The following is a 14411-nucleotide window of genomic DNA, read 5'->3' on the forward strand; positions in this document are numbered from 1 at the left end:
CGCGCGCGAGTGGGCCCCGCCGATCAGGAGGAAACCGGCACCCCACCCGCGCCCCAGGGCTTCGCGCGCGAGTCGGCCCGGCCGATCAGGAGGAGACCGGCACCCCACCCCTCTCCCACCCGTCCCCCCGTCCGAACACGGGTCCCAGCACCAGCTGAGCCGCCCCCACCGCCACGGCTCGCCCCCCGCCCGGGGCGACGCGCACCGGCACCGCGTCCTGCCCCGTCCGCCGGGCCCTCGCCTCCAGCACCGCCCCGACCCCGCGCACGAAGGGCCGCGGAGCCGCGGCCACCGTGCGGCCGCCCAGCAGGACGACGTCGATGTCGAGCAGCCCCACCAGGTTCGCCGCCCCGGCGCCCAGCACCCGCGCCGCCTCCTCCAGGTCACCGCGCGCCACGGCGTCGAGGCACAGCACCTCGACGCAGCCACGGTCTCCGCAGGTGCACGGCGGGCCGTCGAGCAGGATCACCTGGTGGCCGAACTCCCCCGCCCCGGTCCGGGCGCCCCGGTGCAGGCCGCCCCCGATCACCAGCCCGGCCCCCAGCCCCGTACCGAGGTGCAGATAGGCGAAGGAGCCGCTCTCGCCCCCGGCGGCCAGGCCCAGTGCCGCCGCGTTGGTGTCCTTGTCGATCAGCACCGGCACCCCGAGCCCGTCGGCCAGCGCCTTCCGCAGCGGAAAGCCGTCCCACTCGGGAAAGCCGGTGACCCTGTGCAGCACCCCGCGGGTGTGGTCGAGCGGCCCGGGCAGCGCGACGCCCGCCCCCAGCAGGGCCCGGCCGAGCCCGGTGGGCAGCACCTCGGCGACCGTCTCGCGCACCGTCTCCGTCACCGACGCCAGCACGGCCGGCGCCCCGGCCCCCAGGTCCAGCCGGGCCCGCCGCTCCCCCACCACGGTCCCGCGCAGATCCACCAGCACGGCCCGGACCTCGTCCCGGTCCAGGTGGACCCCCACCGCGTGCCCCGCCTCGGGCACCAGCCGCAGCACCGTGCGCGGCTTGCCCCCGGTCGACGCCCGGCGCCCCGCCTCCGCCGCGAGTCCGTCCTCCCGCAGCCGGGCCGTGATCTTGCTGACCGCCTGCGGGGTGAGTCCGGTGCGCTCGGCGAGTTCGAGCCGGCTGATGCCGTCGGGCCCGGCGGTCCGCATCAGGTCGAGCACCAGGGCGGCGTTGTGACTGCGCAGCGCGAGCAGATTCGCCCCGGCGCCGCCCGCGGTCCCTCCAGCTCCTCCAGCCACCCCTGTGCCGCGCATGCCTCCGACCCCGCCCGTACGCTCGTCCGCCCTGTTCACGACCCCATTGTCCCCGGCCCTTGCACTTTGGCAACAGCGTTGCGAAAGTGGGTGTCATGACTGGCACACCCCTCGGCCCATCCGGCACTTCCGGCACCCCCGGCTCACCCCTCCGCGTCGGCCTCGTCGGCTACGGTCTCGCCGGCTCCGTCTTCCACGCCCCGCTGATCGCCGCCACCGAGGGCCTGAGCCTCGACACGGTCGTCACCTCGAACCCCGAACGGCAGCAGCAGGCCCGCGCCGAGTTCCCGGACGTACGCCTGGCCGCCGCCCCGGACGAGCTGTTCGACCGGGCCGCCGAGCTGGACCTGGTCGTCATCGCGTCCCCGAACAAGACGCACGTGCCGCTCGCGACCACCGCCCTCGAGGCGGGCCTGCCGGTCGTGGTCGACAAGCCCGTCGCCGGCACGGCGGCCGAGGCCCGGGAACTCGCCGCCCTGGCCGAGAAGCGCGGCCTGCTCCTCTCCGTCTTCCAGAACCGCCGCTGGGACAACGACTTCCTCACCCTGCGCAAGCTGCTGTCCGAGGGCGAGCTGGGCGACGTCTGGCGCTTCGAGTCCCGCTTCGAGCGCTGGCGTCCCCAACTGAAGGGCGGCTGGCGGGAGTCCGGCGACCCCGCAGAGATCGGAGGTCTGCTCTACGACCTCGGTAGCCACGTCGTCGACCAGGCGCTCGTCCTCTTCGGCCCGGCGGCCACCGTGTACGCCGAGTCGGACGTCCGCCGCCCGGGCGCCGAGGCGGACGACGACACGTTCATCGCCATCACGCACACCAACGGTGTCCGCTCCCACCTCTACGTCTCCGCGACGACCGCTCAGCTCGGCCCCCGCTTCCGCGTCCTCGGCTCCGCCGCCGGCTACGTCAAGCACGGCCTCGACCCCCAGGAGGCGGCCCTGCGCGAGGGCGAGCGCCCCGGGCCCGGCTGGGGCGTGGAGCCCGAGTCGCTGTGGGGCCGGGTGGGGTCCGGCGAGTCCCCGGTGACCGGCGGTGGCCGCCCCGAACCGACCCTCCCCGGGGACTACCCCGCTTACTATGCGGCCGTGGCGAAGGCCCTGCTGGAGGGCGCCCCGAACCCGGTGACCGCACTGGAGGCGGCCGCCGCCCTGGACGTACTGGAAGCCGCCCGTCGTTCGGCCCGCGAGAAGGTGACGGTGACCCTGTGACACACAAGAACAACCCCTCGCACCACCAGGAGCTCGGCCCGAAGTTCCACCCCGAGCTCACCCCGAGCCTGGAGGAGCTGGAGAAGCAGGAGCGCCGCCTGGTGTTCCGCCAGTTCACCCACGACGACGCCTGGGCACTAGGCTCGCTCCTGGTCGAGATGGCCCGGCAGCGGCAGGCCCCGCTCGCCATCGACATCCACCGCGCCGGCCAGCAGCTCTTCCACGCGGCGCTGCCCGGCTCCACGCCCGACAACGACGCCTGGATCGCCCGCAAGCGCCGGGTGGTCGAGCGCTACGGCTCCGCGTCCTACCTGGTCGGCGCCCGCTTCCGCGCCAAGGGCACGACGTTCGAGGAGTCCTCGCGCCTCGACCCCGACACGTACGCGGCGCACGGCGGCTCCTTCCCGATCATCGTCGAGGGCGTGGGCGTGATCGGTGCGGTGACGGTGTCCGGGCTGCCGCAGCTCCAGGACCACCGGTTCGTGGTGGAGGCGCTGGAGGAATTCCTGGGCGGGGAACGGTAGTCGACTCTCGAGCGGCCGTAATGCCGGAACCCGGAATGCTGGAATGAGCGAGCGGTCCCCCCGGTTGGCACCTGCTGTACGCATGATCGACACGGCGCCCCACCGGAGGGATCGCAACCGATGACCCACGCCACCGCCCTGAAGGAAACCGTCGGCCGGTACGGCATCTGGAGCGTAGGCCTGCGCTCGGAGGACCCGGACCGGCGCGGCGAACTCGCCGAGGCCGCCGCCGAACTGGAGGAACTCGGCTACGGCGCCGTGTGGCTGGGCGGCAACACGTCCGCCGCCAACGCCGCCCCGCTGATCCGGGCGACCTCGCGGCTCACCGTCGGCACCAGCATCCAGAGCATCTGGGAGCACGAGCCGGACGCCACCGCCGCGGCCTTCGCCGAGCTGGAGGCCGCCCACCCAGGCCGTTTCCTGCTGGGCCTCGGCGTCAGCCACGCCAAGCGGGCGGAGCAGTACCGCCGCCCGTACTCGGCCCTCGTCACCTACCTGGACGGCCTGGACGCCGCCGGGTTCCCCGCGGACCGCCGGGTCCTGGCCGCCCTCGGCCCGAAGAGCCTGGAGCTGACGCGCGACCGCTCCGCGGGGGCGATCCCCTACCTGGTCACCCCGGAGCACACCGCCCACGCCCGCGAGCTGCTCGGCGAGGGCCCCCTGCTCGCCCCCGAACTGGCGGTGGTCCCGGAGACGGACCCGACCCGGGCCCGCACCCTGGCCCGCGAGTTCCTCGGCATCTACCTCCCCCTGCCGAACTACACCAACAACTTCCTCCGCCACGGCTTCACCGAGGACGACCTGACGGACGGCGGCAGCGACCGCCTGGTCGACGCCCTGTTCGCCTGGGGCGACGAGACGGCCATCCGCGCCAGGATCGACAGCTTCTTCGCGGCGGGCGCGGACCACGTGGCCCTCCAGGTGGTGGACGGCTCTCCGAGGGACGCCCTCCCGCGGAAGGCGTGGCGCGACCTGGCCGATCTCCTGGCATGACCGAAGGTCGGGCAGCGGCCGGGGCAGGACGGCCGCTGCCCGCCGAGCCGCACCGGCCCGACCGGTACTCGCGGGCACGCCCAGGGCTCAGCCGCGTGCGTCCTCCAGTACGCCGAGCAGCTCGGTGAGAGCGGGCAGGGCGTCTTCGATGGCCCGTTGACGCTCTGGCGCGAGGACGGTCAGGGCGCGCCGCAGGGCGTCCGTGCTCACCCGGTCGTAACGGCTGAGCAGGTCGAGAGCGAGTGGAGAGGCCACGAGGCTCACCGTGCGCAGGTCGGTCGACGACGGTTTGCGCTCGACAAGCCCCGCTGCGGTCATCGCGCGGACCAGGTTGCTGACGGTCGAGGGGGCTACGCGCAGACGGGCGGCGGCCTCGCGCGGGGACAACGCACCGGCCTCCGACAGGACCCGCAGCAGTTCGATCTGTGCTTCGGGGAGATCCGGCAGGTCCTCCGCTCTGCGGGTACGCAGCAGTACTGCTCGCCGAAGGGGCCCTATGAGGCGGCTCAAGTCGGTCGCTGTGTCCATGGGTTCATCATGCCGGACCATAGGTTTTGTCGCAAAAGTATTTTGTGACAAAATAAAAGGGTTGCCATCGCGACACGCACCAAGGAGGCACCCCCATGACCAGCAACGGAGTGCACGAGACCACCGTCGAGAACCCCGTCCCCCCACAGGACCTGTCCGGGATCGTCGGCCACCGCTTCATCTACACGTACGCCAACGGCTGGCAGTACGAGATGTACGTGAAGAACGCGACCACCATCGACTACCGCATCCACTCCGGCATGGTGGGCGGCCGCTGGGTGAAGGACCAGCACGTCGACCTCGCCCAACTGGACGACGACAGCTACAAGGTCTCCTGGAACGAACCCACCGGCACGTCGGTCTCCGTCGACGTCATGCCCGGCAAGCGCCGGCTGCACGGAGTGATCTTCTTCCCCCGCTGGGTCGAGGAGCACGGCGAGCGCACCGTCGTCTACCAGAACGACCACCTCGACGAGATGCGCAAGTACCGCGACGAAGGCCCCACTTACCCGATCTACGTGGTCCCCGAGTTCGCCAGGATCACCCTCTTCGAGTACGTCGGCCCTGACGACGACACCGTCATCTCCACGGCCCCCGCGGACCTCCCGCGAGGCTGGTCCGACCGCACCAACTGACCGGCCTGATCGCCGTCGGGGCTCATGGGCGACGGCGCGCCGTGGTGCCGCCGCCCCGTGCCGGCCTCAGGCCCGTGTGCGGGCCGAGCGGAGATACAACCGCGAGTTCCGCCCCTCAGGCGTCCTTGAACTCCTGCCGCTGCCGCCCGAGCCCCTCGATCTCCAGCTCCACGACGTCCCCGGCCCGCAGGAACGGCTTCGGCTCGGGCGCCCCCAGCGCGACCCCCGCCGGCGTCCCGGTATTGATCACATCCCCGGGATACAGCGTCATGAACTGACTGAGATACCGCACGACCTCCCCCACCGGGAAGATCTGCTCAGCCGTCGTCCCGTCCTGCTTCAGCTCCCCGTTGACCCACAGCCGCAGCGAAAGCCGCTGCGGATCCGGCACCTCGTCCGCCGTCACCAGCCACGGCCCCAGCGGATTGAACGTCTCGCAGTTCTTCCCCTTGTCCCACGTCCCGCCCCGCTCGATCTGGAACTCCCGCTCGGACACGTCGTGTGCCACCGCGTACCCGGCGACATGCGCGAGACCCTCCTCCACGGACTCCAGATACCTGGCCGTACGCCCGATGACGACGGCCAGCTCGACCTCCCAGTCGGTCTTACGGGACGCCCGCGGCACGAGCACGGTGTCGTTCGGCCCGACCACCGTGTCCGGCGCCTTCATGAACATGACCGGCTCGGAGGGCGGCTCGGCCCCCGTCTCCCGCGCGTGGTCGTGGTAGTTCAGCCCGATACAGACGATCTTGCCGATCCGCCCCAGCGGCGGCCCGATACGCAGCCCCGTGGCGTCCAGTACGGGCAGCTCACCGGCGTCGGCGGCGGCACGGACGCGCTCGAGCGCCGCGTCGTCCGCGAGCAGCGCCCCGTCGATGTCCGGCACGACACCCGACAGGTCCCGCAGGGCCCCGTCGGCGTCGAGCAGGGCGGGCCGCTCCGACCCCTCCGTACCGACTCGCAGCAGCTTCATGATCACGTCTCCCTCGATCGCGGGCACCCACCGGAAGCCCGCGGCCCGGATGAGGCGGGGCAGTCATCGGAGGTCTGGTCGATCCTCCAAGCTGGGAGCGCACTCCGCAATACCCGGTTCACGTACTGGACCGTGGACCGCCACCGGGGACTACCGGTACAGCACAGCCCGCTCGACCACACTCCACGTCGTACTGGTCACCACGTACAGCGCGGCGGCCAGCGGCACGACCGCCACGGTGACCAGCGTGAAAAAGGACATGAACGGCATCACCTTGGTCACCGACCCCAAGCCCGGCACCTGCTCCCCGCCACTGACCTGCGCGGCCGGGTTGACGGCCATCATGCGCTTGCTCAGCCGGTAACCGAACCAGGCGACGCACCCCACGACGACGAACAGCCCGGCGTACACGAGCCCCGCATCACCGAAGGCACCGCCCTCCCCGAGCGCGTCCACCCACCGCGCACCCAACGGCGCGGCGAACAACTGATGCCCCAGCAGCTCGTTGGCCCGCCCGCCGATCGTGTCGCTGGAGAACAGGTGGTAGAGCAGGAAGAAGGCCGGCACCTGGAGCAGCCCGGGCAGACAGCCGGCCAGCGGCGACACCTTCTCCTCCGCGTGCAGTTCCAGCACGGCCCGCTGCAGCTTCTCGGGGTTCTTCCCGTGCTTCTTCCGCAGCTCGGCGATCTTCGGCTGGAGCGCGGTGCGGGCCTTGTGGCCGCGCGCGGCGGCCCGGGACAAGGGGTGGACGAGGAGTCGTACGAGCGCGGTGAACAGGACGATCGCGGCGGCGGCCGCCGAGGCGCCGAACAGCGGCTGGAGCAGGTCGGCGAGGTGCTCGACCAGGTTGGCGAAGACGGACATGCGTGAGCCCTCCGGGGGTCTCGTCGTGCCGGAAGTGGGGCAGGGCGGCATGACGACCCGCGCGGGGTCCGACTACGTGGAGATGCCCCTACGCGAAGGTCGCCCGGAGGGCGTGACCGGGTGCCCGGGGCCGGGTGCGCCCCCGGGCGTCGGGGTCGCGTTGCGGCAGGAAGGCCGTACGGAGATCACGGTCGCGGATGGCCGTACGCACCCGGGTGCGCGGCACGGTGGGCGCGCAGCGCGAGGCGACGAGGGCACAGACCGCGAGCGCGGCCGAGGCCGCGGCGGTCGCGGCGAGGGCGACGGTGGCGGAGAGGCTGCCGGTGTCGAGCAGGGCCACTTCCACGACCAGGAAGAGCAGCACGAGAGCGGGACGCAGACTCGCCCAACCACGGACCATGCCCTGCCCCTCCCCTCGTACACCCACGCGTCGACCACCCGCTCTCTTCCCTCTGTTCGTTATACAGGATCCCCCACGGCGCCTGCCCACCACTCACGTCCGGCACTTCGTCCACGGGTTTTAGAAAGCCCCGTCACAACCCTCGACAACACACCGGCCACACCCGATGCTTCTCGATGCCACGCATCGGCGCCACGCATCGGCGCCACGCATCGATGTCATGAACGGGCCAACTCGCGGCGCCGGACCGGGGGGACCGACGCCTGCCCCTAATCCCCTACGGAGGAGCCGTGATACGACGCAGATCCCTGCTGGCCGCAGCAGGAGGTACGTTCCTCGGCAGTGCCCTGGCGACAGGGATCGCGCACGCGGACGCCACCATCGCCGTCAACCCCTCGACCACCTACGGCACCTGGGAGGGCTGGGGCACCTCCCTCGCCTGGTGGGCCAACGTCTTCGGCGCCCGGGACGACTTCGCGGACCTCTTCTTCACCACCAAGTCGGTGACGTACAACGGCCGTTCCCTCCCCGGCCTGGGCCTCAACATCGCCCGCTACAACCTCGGCGCGTGCAGCTGGAACAGCGTGGGCGGCGAGACCATGGTGAAGTCGCCTAACATCCCCGGCTTCAAGCAGATCGAAGGCTTCTGGCAGGACTGGAACAACGAGGACCCCACCTCCTCGGCCTGGAAGTGGTCGGCGGACGCCAACCAGCGCGCGATGCTGGTGAAGGCGACCCAGCGCGGCGCGATCACCGAACTCTTCGCCAACTCCCCCATGTGGTGGATGTGCAGCAACCACAACCCCTCCGGAGCGGCGAACGGCGGCAACAACCTCCAGACCTGGAACTACCGCCAGCACGCCTCCCACCTGGCAGCCACGGCCCTCCACGCCCGCGACAACTGGGGCGTGAACTTCGCGACGGTCGATCCCTTCAACGAGCCGGCCTCCACCTGGTGGACCGCGACCGGCACCCAGGAGGGCTGCCACATGGACCCGGCGGTCCAGGCGGCCGTACTCCCCCACATGCGCGGCGAGTTGGACAAACGCGGCCTGACGAACATCCGCATCGCCGCCTCCGACGAGACCAACTACGACACCGCCCGCTCCACCTGGGCCTCCTTCAACGCCTCCACCAAGGCCCTGGTCTCCCAGGTCAACGTGCACGGCTACCAGGGCTCGGGCGGCCGCCGCGACCTGCTCTACACGGACGTGGTGACGACGTCCCGCAAGAAGCTGTGGAACTCCGAGACGGGCGACAGCGACGGCACCGGCCTCACCATGGCCTCCAACCTCTGCTACGACTTCCGCTGGCTGCACCCCACCGCCTGGTGCTACTGGCAGGTCATGGACCCGTCGACGGGCTGGGCCATGATCGCCTACGACGCGAACACCCTCCAGCCGACCACCGTCCAGACCAAGCACTACGTCCTGGCCCAGTTCAGCCGCCACATCCGCCCCGGCATGACGATCCTGGACACGGGCGTGAGCTACGCGGTCGCCGCCCACGACGCGACGTCCCGCCGCCTGGTGATCGTCGCGGTGAACACGGCGACGTCGGCCCAGACCCTCACCTTCGACCTCTCCCGCTTCTCGACGGTGACCGGCGGCTCCGGAGGCCTGGTCCCCCGCTGGAACACGGTGACGACGGGCGGCAGCGACCTCTACACCCCGCGCTCGGACATCCGCCTGAACGGAAAGTCGGTCAGCGTCCCCTTCGCCGCGAAGTCGGTCCAGACACTCCAGATAGACGGAGTGGCTCTCTAGACGGAGCGGCTGGGCAGCACGGCGAACGTAGAGCCGGGGTGGCGAGCATGGGGAGGAACCTGCGCAGGCCGAGGGCCTGGCCTGCGCCCCTCTCACGCTCGCCACCTCCCGGCAGTACGGTGTCCCCCATGCGCCCCGACACGCCTGCCGAAACCGTCGACCACACCGCCGAGGCGGCACGCCTGGAGCGGACCGCCGGCCTGTACCCCGAGGACGCCGAGGCCCTGCTGCTGCGGGCAGCGGCCCACCTGGAACTCTCCGGCGACCGCCCCGCGGCCACCGCGCTCTACGACCGCCTGCTGTCCATGTCGGACGGCCTGGACAACCCCCACCTGGTCCGCGCCCTGAAGGCCTCGAACCTCTGGGAGTACGGCCACGAGGCCGAGGCCCGAGCGATCATCGACGGCGTCCGGGCGGCGGCCCCCAAGGACGCGGCCCCCTGGGTGATCGTCGCCGAGGCCCTGGAGTCCCACGACGAGCTGGAAGCGGCGCACGACACCTTCACGGAGGCCGTACGCCACCTCCTGACCGACGTACCGCAGCCCCCGCAGCCGACCCACCCCCTCCTCTTCGGCCGCCACAGGGTCCGCCGCATGCTGGGCGTCTCCCACGACGAGTGGGACGCCCTGGCCGATTCGGTCCACTCCCTCCCCGTCTCCCTGGACGAACTCCACGACCCGAAGCGCGTCTGGTCCCTCGGCTCGGAGAACCCGGCGGAACTGGAGGCGGAGATCCTCCGCCTCCGAGCAGAACTGGGCGCCTACCGGGAGGCCCTCTCCCGCCCCTTCCCGGTGGCGATCCTCCACTGGCCGGCGTCGGAACTCACCGAGCTCCTGGAGGCGTACCCGACCCTGACCTCGGAGTACCCCTCCCACGAGGCTCACCTGGCCTCGATAGAGCAGTCCCTGCGCGAGCTCTCCGCCTCCGGCACCCCCAACCTGGGCATCGTCACGGGCACGGTCCCGTCCTACGAGGCCTTCGCCGCATCGGAGCTCTCCTCCCCGTCCGACCCCACCCTGCTCCCCCAGTACGCGACGACCCTGGCGGCCCGGGGGCGCGCGGCGGCCTGGCCGCCGCAGCAGGCATCCGCCTGCTGGTGCGGCTCCGGCCGGCCCTACGGCCAGTGCCACGGCGGCCCGGCCGCGGCCTGAACGGGACCGGCGATCACGGTCCCCGAGATGCGCCGGCCACCCGCACAGCAAAACTGGACGTATGACCACGAAAGCACTCCTGGACGGCGGACCGGACGACCTGGCAGGCAAGGTCGTCCCGGTCACCCCGCCCGGCCAAGAGCTCAAGATCCCCCACCGAGGCGGCTACGAGCACTACAAGGTCACGACGCGCCACGAGGACACCGAGCAGGGCTCGGCGACGGTGTACCGGTGGTGGGAACGGACGGAGGTGGCGGAGTAGCCGGGGTGGTGCCGACCCGGGCCGGCCCGAGAGCCGGCCCCACGGAACTGCCACGACACGACCCCCGTCTTCCCGGACGACAGACGACTGACGTCGGCTCCGGGGGGAGCGCCACATGGACCAGCCCTGGCTCACGATCACATTCATCATGGCCGCCGCCATGACGGCCTTCGGCATCTGGAACCTACGCATAGCCCAACGCCAGCGCCGAGCCCTCTCCCGCCTCGGCGCCCGGGGCATCCGCACCAGGGGCGAGGTGGCCCGAGGCCCTCGCCGAGAGGGCCCCACCTTCCACCCGCCCCAGGTCCGCTACAAAGCCCCACCGGTCGACCGCCCCAACGCCCCCACCGACCAGACGTACCGCCGCACCCCCCTCAATCACGAGCAGCACCCTCTCCACGCCGGAGTCCCGGTCGTCCTCCGCTACGATCCGAGGGACCCACGCCGGGTGGTGGTCGTACACCAGAAGGACGGAAGGCCGGCAAACGTGTCGTACTCGGCGGGGGCGCATCTGGCTTGGGGGGTCTCTTGCGTGCTGCTCGGGATGGGGATGGGAGCGGGCGCGTTCTGGTGACGCCCCGGACGCCTCGCCCCGTCGGCGGCCCGCCGCCGAACCGACCGGGCGTGACCGAGCTGCTGACACGTTCGCCCACGCCGGGTGACTGGACAGCCAGTGGCGCTCCCTACTTGCGCCCCGGCCGCCCGCTCGCTTCTCGACGGTGCCGATGAACGCCATCCAGGAGACCGACCGGCGTCGCACCTACCCAACCGATCCGGTTGGCGCGCGGGTACATCCCGTGATGGAATCCGAACCCCGGATCGCGTCCGACGGTTCGGTCGATCCGCGTGGCCTCGTAATGGGTATCGCCTTCGTCGCCCCGCCGTCCAGGGCTCAGTGCGTCCCTCGGTTCGGTTCCGTCGATCGGTCGACCACGGTGGAAGCGGCGATAATCGACCGTGATGACATGCGTTCGTGAGGCTCGACGACAGTGAACAGCGTGACGCCTTCCTCCTCCAGCGTATCGGCCCGCATGAGCAGGCAGGCGAGCAAGGACACGGCTGTCGAACTGGCCGTGCGACGGCTGCTGCACGCGGCCGGGTTGCGTTATCGCGTCGAGTACCCCGTGCCGGGCATGCCCCGGCGGCGTATCGACGTGGCGTTTCCCCGGGCCAGGCTCGCGGTCCTCATCGACGGTTGCTTCTGGCACGGCTGCCCGGAACACGCGACGCAGCCGAAGTCGAACGCAGAGTGGTGGCGGCAGAAGCTGGACCGCAACATGACGCGTGACGTGGAGACGACCAATCACCTCATGGCGGCCGGGTGGGAAGTGCTCCGGTTCTGGGAGCATGAAGCGCCGGAGGACGTGGCACTGCGCGTCATCGCAGCCGTATCGCGGCGAAGGGCAGAACGGCTAGGGGGGAGGAATCGATGAGGGGGCTGACCTTCGTCGACGTGTGCTCAGGAGCTGGCGGGCTCGCGCTCGGACTGGAGCGGGCCGGCTTCGAGCCGCGGCTGTTGCTCGACGAGGACACCGATGCCTGCCGGACCCTACGGGCCAACCGACCGCAATGGAACGTTCTTCAGGCAGACCTCTTGGACTTCGACCCGAGCGAGCACCCGGAGAGCTATGACGTCGACTTGTTGTCCGCGGGGCTGCCCCGAGTGAAGTCGAACGCGACGGCAGCTCGGGCCGACTCAGGCGACGAGGAGCGGCTGCTGAAGGCCACCGTTTACCTCACACACGCGGTCGGGCCTCGTGCGCTACTCGTGGAGAACGTACCCACCTTGGCCCACTCGGACCGGTTCCACGATTTCCGCGAGTTCGCTCGCGCCGAATTGGAGCATCTGGGCTACGAGTTCAGCTGGTTCGTCCTCAATGCAGCGGACTTCGGTGTGCCGCAGGATCGCAAACAGGGGGTACTAGTCGCGATCAAGAAGCAGTGGTTCTCGTCCTTTCAGCCACCACCCCCCACTCTGACGCAGCACCTGTCAGTCGGTAAGGCTTTGGGGCCCTCCATGCGGTCAGGCGGCTGGAGGGATGCTGACCGTTGGGCGACCCAGGCGTCCAACGTGGCGCCGACGCTGGTCGGCGGTTCGAAGAACCGGGGCGGCGCCGACCTGGGGCCTGCTGGAGCAAAACGGAAGTGGGAGAACCTGGGGGTGAACGCCCACTCCCTGGCCAACGAGACCCCAGGGCCTGACTTCGTGTGGGCACCGGAGCAGGGCAGAGTCGGCATGGTGCGACTCACCGTGGACCAGACGGCCATACTGCAGGGCTTCCCCGATGATTGGGAAATCACCGGCATGAAAACGGCCCGGTACCGGCAGATCGGCCACGCCTCGCCGCCGCCGGTGGGCGAGGCGCTCGGCCGGGCCATCGCCCGAGCGCTTCGCTCCTGAGCGAAGAGTCGCCAGGTCGCAGCAGGAACAGCGAACTCGCGACCGGCCGTATGACTCAAGCGGTCCCTATGATCTGACGCCGGCTACACTTTCACCTCATGACCCGAGCACCTCATCCGGACGCAAACCAGGCAGAACCCGATATTGTGGATCTTTTCGCGGGGCCGGGGGGCTTGGACATCGCGGCTGAAGTGCTCGGTATACCCACCATCGGCGTGGAGTGGGAGGAATCGACCCGAGCAACGCGGCACGCCGCGAACCTCCTCACCACCCGTGAGCCGGACGTGGCAAGAGTGAACCCGCTCGACCCAGAGGTCGCATCAGCCAGCATCCTCACCGGAGGCCCCCCTTGCCAGACCTACTCGGTGGCGGGCAATCGCGAGGGCCATAAGGCCCTCGAAGAGGTGAAGGACCTGGCCGAGCGCGTAGGCGAGAGTGAGACCGTCGGACAGCTGGAGACAGCCTGGGTGACCGTCGAGAAGAAGGCCCACGAGCTGTCCTGGACCGACGAACGTACCGGACTCGTACTCCAGCCCCTGCGGTGGATCGTCGAGAAGAAGCTCAAGGCCGATCCCTTCAAAGCAGTGGTCCTGGAGCAGGTACCCACCGTCCTGCCCGTCTGGAGGAAGTACCGCGACATCCTTCGCGACCTTGGGTATGACGCGGATTGCCACATCCTGCACACCGAGGACTACGGGGTGCCTCAGACGCGTCGCCGAGCTGTGCTGATCGCTCGACACACAGGACGAAAAGGTCAGGGGATCGAGTTCCCAGCTCTGACGCATCAGCGCTACCGCAAGGGTGCGGAACGCAACTCCGCCGCCCAGGAGAGCACGACGACGAGCGGCCAGCAGGGCCTGCCCTTCGAGACGCCGGCACCTACCCCGAAGCAGCCTTGGGTCTCCATGGGCGACATCCTCAAGGACTCACGACCCACCGAATTCGTCGTCCGCTCCAATTACGGATCGGGCGGCGACCCCAAGAAACGAGGTCTGCGCACCTCGGACCAGCCGGCTGCCACCGTCACCGGGAAGGTGCGCCGCAACAGGGTGTACGACCTCAAGGGCTTCGACGCGCACGGCGAGCCTGAACTGGGGCCGGAACAGGACCGTTTCACGCTTCGCGAAGCCGGCCTACTGCAGACGTTCCCCGCCGAATACCCCTGGCGGGGCGCTGATGTCGCACAGCAGATCGGCAACGCGATCCCGCCCCTCTTGGCCGTCCACGTGCTGTGCACAGCACTGAAGCTGGATGAGAAGCAGAAGAATACGGCCATTGAGGCGCTCAAGACCTGGCGCCCTCCCCACTCACGCGAAGGCGCAATCTGATCACGCAGCCTCGATGCAATAACGGCCTCAAGAAGCACCGGCCGGCGTAGGGCAACGAGCGCGCCTCGATCACTTGAGCCACATAGAAGGCGCATCTTCTCCACTTTTGACAATCACGTCGATGTCAAAGCAAAT

At 70.3% G+C, this 14411-nt stretch carries 16 protein-coding genes; 11 read left to right on the top strand and 5 right to left on the bottom strand.

The annotated features are described in order from the left end of the window. Positions 1-85: 85 nt before the first annotated feature. Complete coding sequence (locus IE97_RS0118960; RefSeq protein ID WP_030241480.1) at positions 86-1249, bottom strand: ROK family transcriptional regulator; 1164 nt, start codon at positions 1247-1249, stop codon at positions 86-88. 95 nt (positions 1250-1344) lie between these two features. On the opposite strand from IE97_RS0118960, the gene IE97_RS0118965 reads away from it, so the two are divergent. The 3 genes from IE97_RS0118965 to IE97_RS0118975 all read left to right on the top strand — a co-directional run bounded on the left by IE97_RS0118965 (position 1345) and on the right by IE97_RS0118975 (position 3968). Continuing rightward, positions 1345-2451, top strand: a complete 1107-nt coding sequence (locus IE97_RS0118965; protein WP_030241482.1) for a Gfo/Idh/MocA family oxidoreductase — start codon at positions 1345-1347, stop codon at positions 2449-2451. Further along, a complete protein-coding gene (locus IE97_RS0118970) occupies positions 2448-2975 on the top strand; it encodes a heme-degrading domain-containing protein (RefSeq protein WP_030241486.1) in 528 nt (175 codons plus the stop codon). Before IE97_RS0118965 ends, IE97_RS0118970 begins: the two co-directional genes overlap by 4 nt. 120 nt (positions 2976-3095) lie before the next feature. Then, positions 3096-3968: an LLM class F420-dependent oxidoreductase gene (locus tag IE97_RS0118975; RefSeq protein WP_030241490.1), complete on the top strand. Its 873-nt coding sequence runs from the start codon at positions 3096-3098 to the stop codon at positions 3966-3968. An 87-nt stretch (positions 3969-4055) separates the two neighbouring features. Here the strand turns inward: IE97_RS0118975 and IE97_RS0118980 are convergent, their stop codons facing one another. Beyond that, entirely contained in the window at positions 4056-4496 is a 441-nt protein-coding gene (locus IE97_RS0118980; RefSeq protein ID WP_030241494.1) for a MarR family winged helix-turn-helix transcriptional regulator, read from the bottom strand. Positions 4497-4591: 95 nt separating this feature from the next. Here IE97_RS0118980 and IE97_RS0118985 point away from each other — a divergent pair, with 95 nt between their 5' ends. Then, positions 4592-5131, top strand: a complete 540-nt coding sequence (locus IE97_RS0118985; protein ID WP_030241496.1) for a phenolic acid decarboxylase — start codon at positions 4592-4594, stop codon at positions 5129-5131. A gap of 115 nt (positions 5132-5246) precedes the next feature. Here IE97_RS0118985 and IE97_RS0118990 read toward each other — a convergent pair whose 3' ends face one another. The 3 genes from IE97_RS0118990 to IE97_RS0119000 all read right to left on the bottom strand — a co-directional run bounded on the left by IE97_RS0118990 (position 5247) and on the right by IE97_RS0119000 (position 7368). Further along, a complete protein-coding gene (locus tag IE97_RS0118990) occupies positions 5247-6104 on the bottom strand; it encodes a fumarylacetoacetate hydrolase family protein (protein ID WP_030241499.1) in 858 nt (285 codons plus the stop codon). Between the two features lie 150 nt (positions 6105-6254). After that, positions 6255-6968 (bottom strand): YidC/Oxa1 family membrane protein insertase, encoded by a 714-nt coding sequence (locus IE97_RS0118995; protein ID WP_030241502.1) that lies wholly within the window; start codon positions 6966-6968, stop codon positions 6255-6257. Positions 6969-7056: 88 nt separating this feature from the next. Then, a complete protein-coding gene (locus tag IE97_RS0119000; RefSeq protein ID WP_030241505.1) occupies positions 7057-7368 on the bottom strand; it encodes a DUF6412 domain-containing protein in 312 nt (103 codons plus the stop codon). Positions 7369-7658: 290 nt separating this feature from the next. Here IE97_RS0119000 and IE97_RS0119005 point away from each other — a divergent pair, with 290 nt between their 5' ends. The 7 genes from IE97_RS0119005 (at position 7659) to IE97_RS0119035 (ending at position 14276) form a co-directional block, all read left to right on the top strand. Continuing rightward, positions 7659-9134, top strand: coding sequence for a glycoside hydrolase (locus IE97_RS0119005; RefSeq protein ID WP_030241509.1), 1476 nt, complete (start codon positions 7659-7661; stop codon positions 9132-9134). Between the two features lie 128 nt (positions 9135-9262). After that, the gene (locus IE97_RS0119010; RefSeq protein WP_030241514.1) at positions 9263-10285 is read left to right on the top strand and encodes an SEC-C domain-containing protein; all 1023 of its coding nucleotides are present in this window, start codon (positions 9263-9265) and stop codon (positions 10283-10285) included. A 61-nt stretch (positions 10286-10346) separates the two neighbouring features. After that, positions 10347-10547 (top strand): DUF5988 family protein, encoded by a 201-nt coding sequence (locus tag IE97_RS0119015; RefSeq protein WP_030241518.1) that lies wholly within the window; start codon positions 10347-10349, stop codon positions 10545-10547. Positions 10548-10662: 115 nt separating this feature from the next. After that, positions 10663-11121: a DUF3592 domain-containing protein gene (locus tag IE97_RS0119020; RefSeq protein WP_030241521.1), complete on the top strand. Its 459-nt coding sequence runs from the start codon at positions 10663-10665 to the stop codon at positions 11119-11121. 457 nt (positions 11122-11578) lie between these two features. Next, positions 11579-11980, top strand: a complete 402-nt coding sequence (locus IE97_RS0119025) for a very short patch repair endonuclease (protein WP_051705036.1) — start codon at positions 11579-11581, stop codon at positions 11978-11980. Then, a complete protein-coding gene (locus IE97_RS0119030; RefSeq protein WP_030241528.1) occupies positions 11977-12948 on the top strand; it encodes a DNA cytosine methyltransferase in 972 nt (323 codons plus the stop codon). The genes IE97_RS0119025 and IE97_RS0119030 overlap by 4 nt, the downstream gene beginning before the upstream one ends. A gap of 98 nt (positions 12949-13046) precedes the next feature. Then, entirely contained in the window at positions 13047-14276 is a 1230-nt protein-coding gene (locus IE97_RS0119035; RefSeq protein WP_078603296.1) for a DNA cytosine methyltransferase, read from the top strand. The last annotated feature ends 135 nt before the right edge of the window (positions 14277-14411 follow it).

This window comes from Streptomyces sp. NRRL S-455 (genome assembly GCF_000717875.1).
GTDB lineage: Bacteria > Actinomycetota > Actinomycetes > Streptomycetales > Streptomycetaceae > Streptomyces.

Coding starts and splice junctions, on each gene's coding strand:
- IE97_RS0118960 (WP_030241480.1), bottom strand. CDS start 1,249: ATGCGCGGCACAGGGGTGGCTGGAGGAGCTGGAGGGACCGCGGGCGGC.
- IE97_RS0119025 (WP_051705036.1), top strand. CDS start 11,579: ATGAGCAGGCAGGCGAGCAAGGACACGGCTGTCGAACTGGCCGTGCGA.
- IE97_RS0118985 (WP_030241496.1), top strand. CDS start 4,592: ATGACCAGCAACGGAGTGCACGAGACCACCGTCGAGAACCCCGTCCCC.
- IE97_RS0118965 (WP_030241482.1), top strand. CDS start 1,345: ATGACTGGCACACCCCTCGGCCCATCCGGCACTTCCGGCACCCCCGGC.
- IE97_RS0118975 (WP_030241490.1), top strand. CDS start 3,096: ATGACCCACGCCACCGCCCTGAAGGAAACCGTCGGCCGGTACGGCATC.
- IE97_RS0118995 (WP_030241502.1), bottom strand. CDS start 6,968: ATGTCCGTCTTCGCCAACCTGGTCGAGCACCTCGCCGACCTGCTCCAG.
- IE97_RS0118980 (WP_030241494.1), bottom strand. CDS start 4,496: ATGGACACAGCGACCGACTTGAGCCGCCTCATAGGGCCCCTTCGGCGA.
- IE97_RS0119010 (WP_030241514.1), top strand. CDS start 9,263: ATGCGCCCCGACACGCCTGCCGAAACCGTCGACCACACCGCCGAGGCG.
- IE97_RS0118990 (WP_030241499.1), bottom strand. CDS start 6,104: ATGAAGCTGCTGCGAGTCGGTACGGAGGGGTCGGAGCGGCCCGCCCTG.
- IE97_RS0119015 (WP_030241518.1), top strand. CDS start 10,347: ATGACCACGAAAGCACTCCTGGACGGCGGACCGGACGACCTGGCAGGC.
- IE97_RS0119020 (WP_030241521.1), top strand. CDS start 10,663: ATGGACCAGCCCTGGCTCACGATCACATTCATCATGGCCGCCGCCATG.
- IE97_RS0119030 (WP_030241528.1), top strand. CDS start 11,977: ATGAGGGGGCTGACCTTCGTCGACGTGTGCTCAGGAGCTGGCGGGCTC.
- IE97_RS0119000 (WP_030241505.1), bottom strand. CDS start 7,368: ATGGTCCGTGGTTGGGCGAGTCTGCGTCCCGCTCTCGTGCTGCTCTTC.
- IE97_RS0119035 (WP_078603296.1), top strand. CDS start 13,047: ATGACCCGAGCACCTCATCCGGACGCAAACCAGGCAGAACCCGATATT.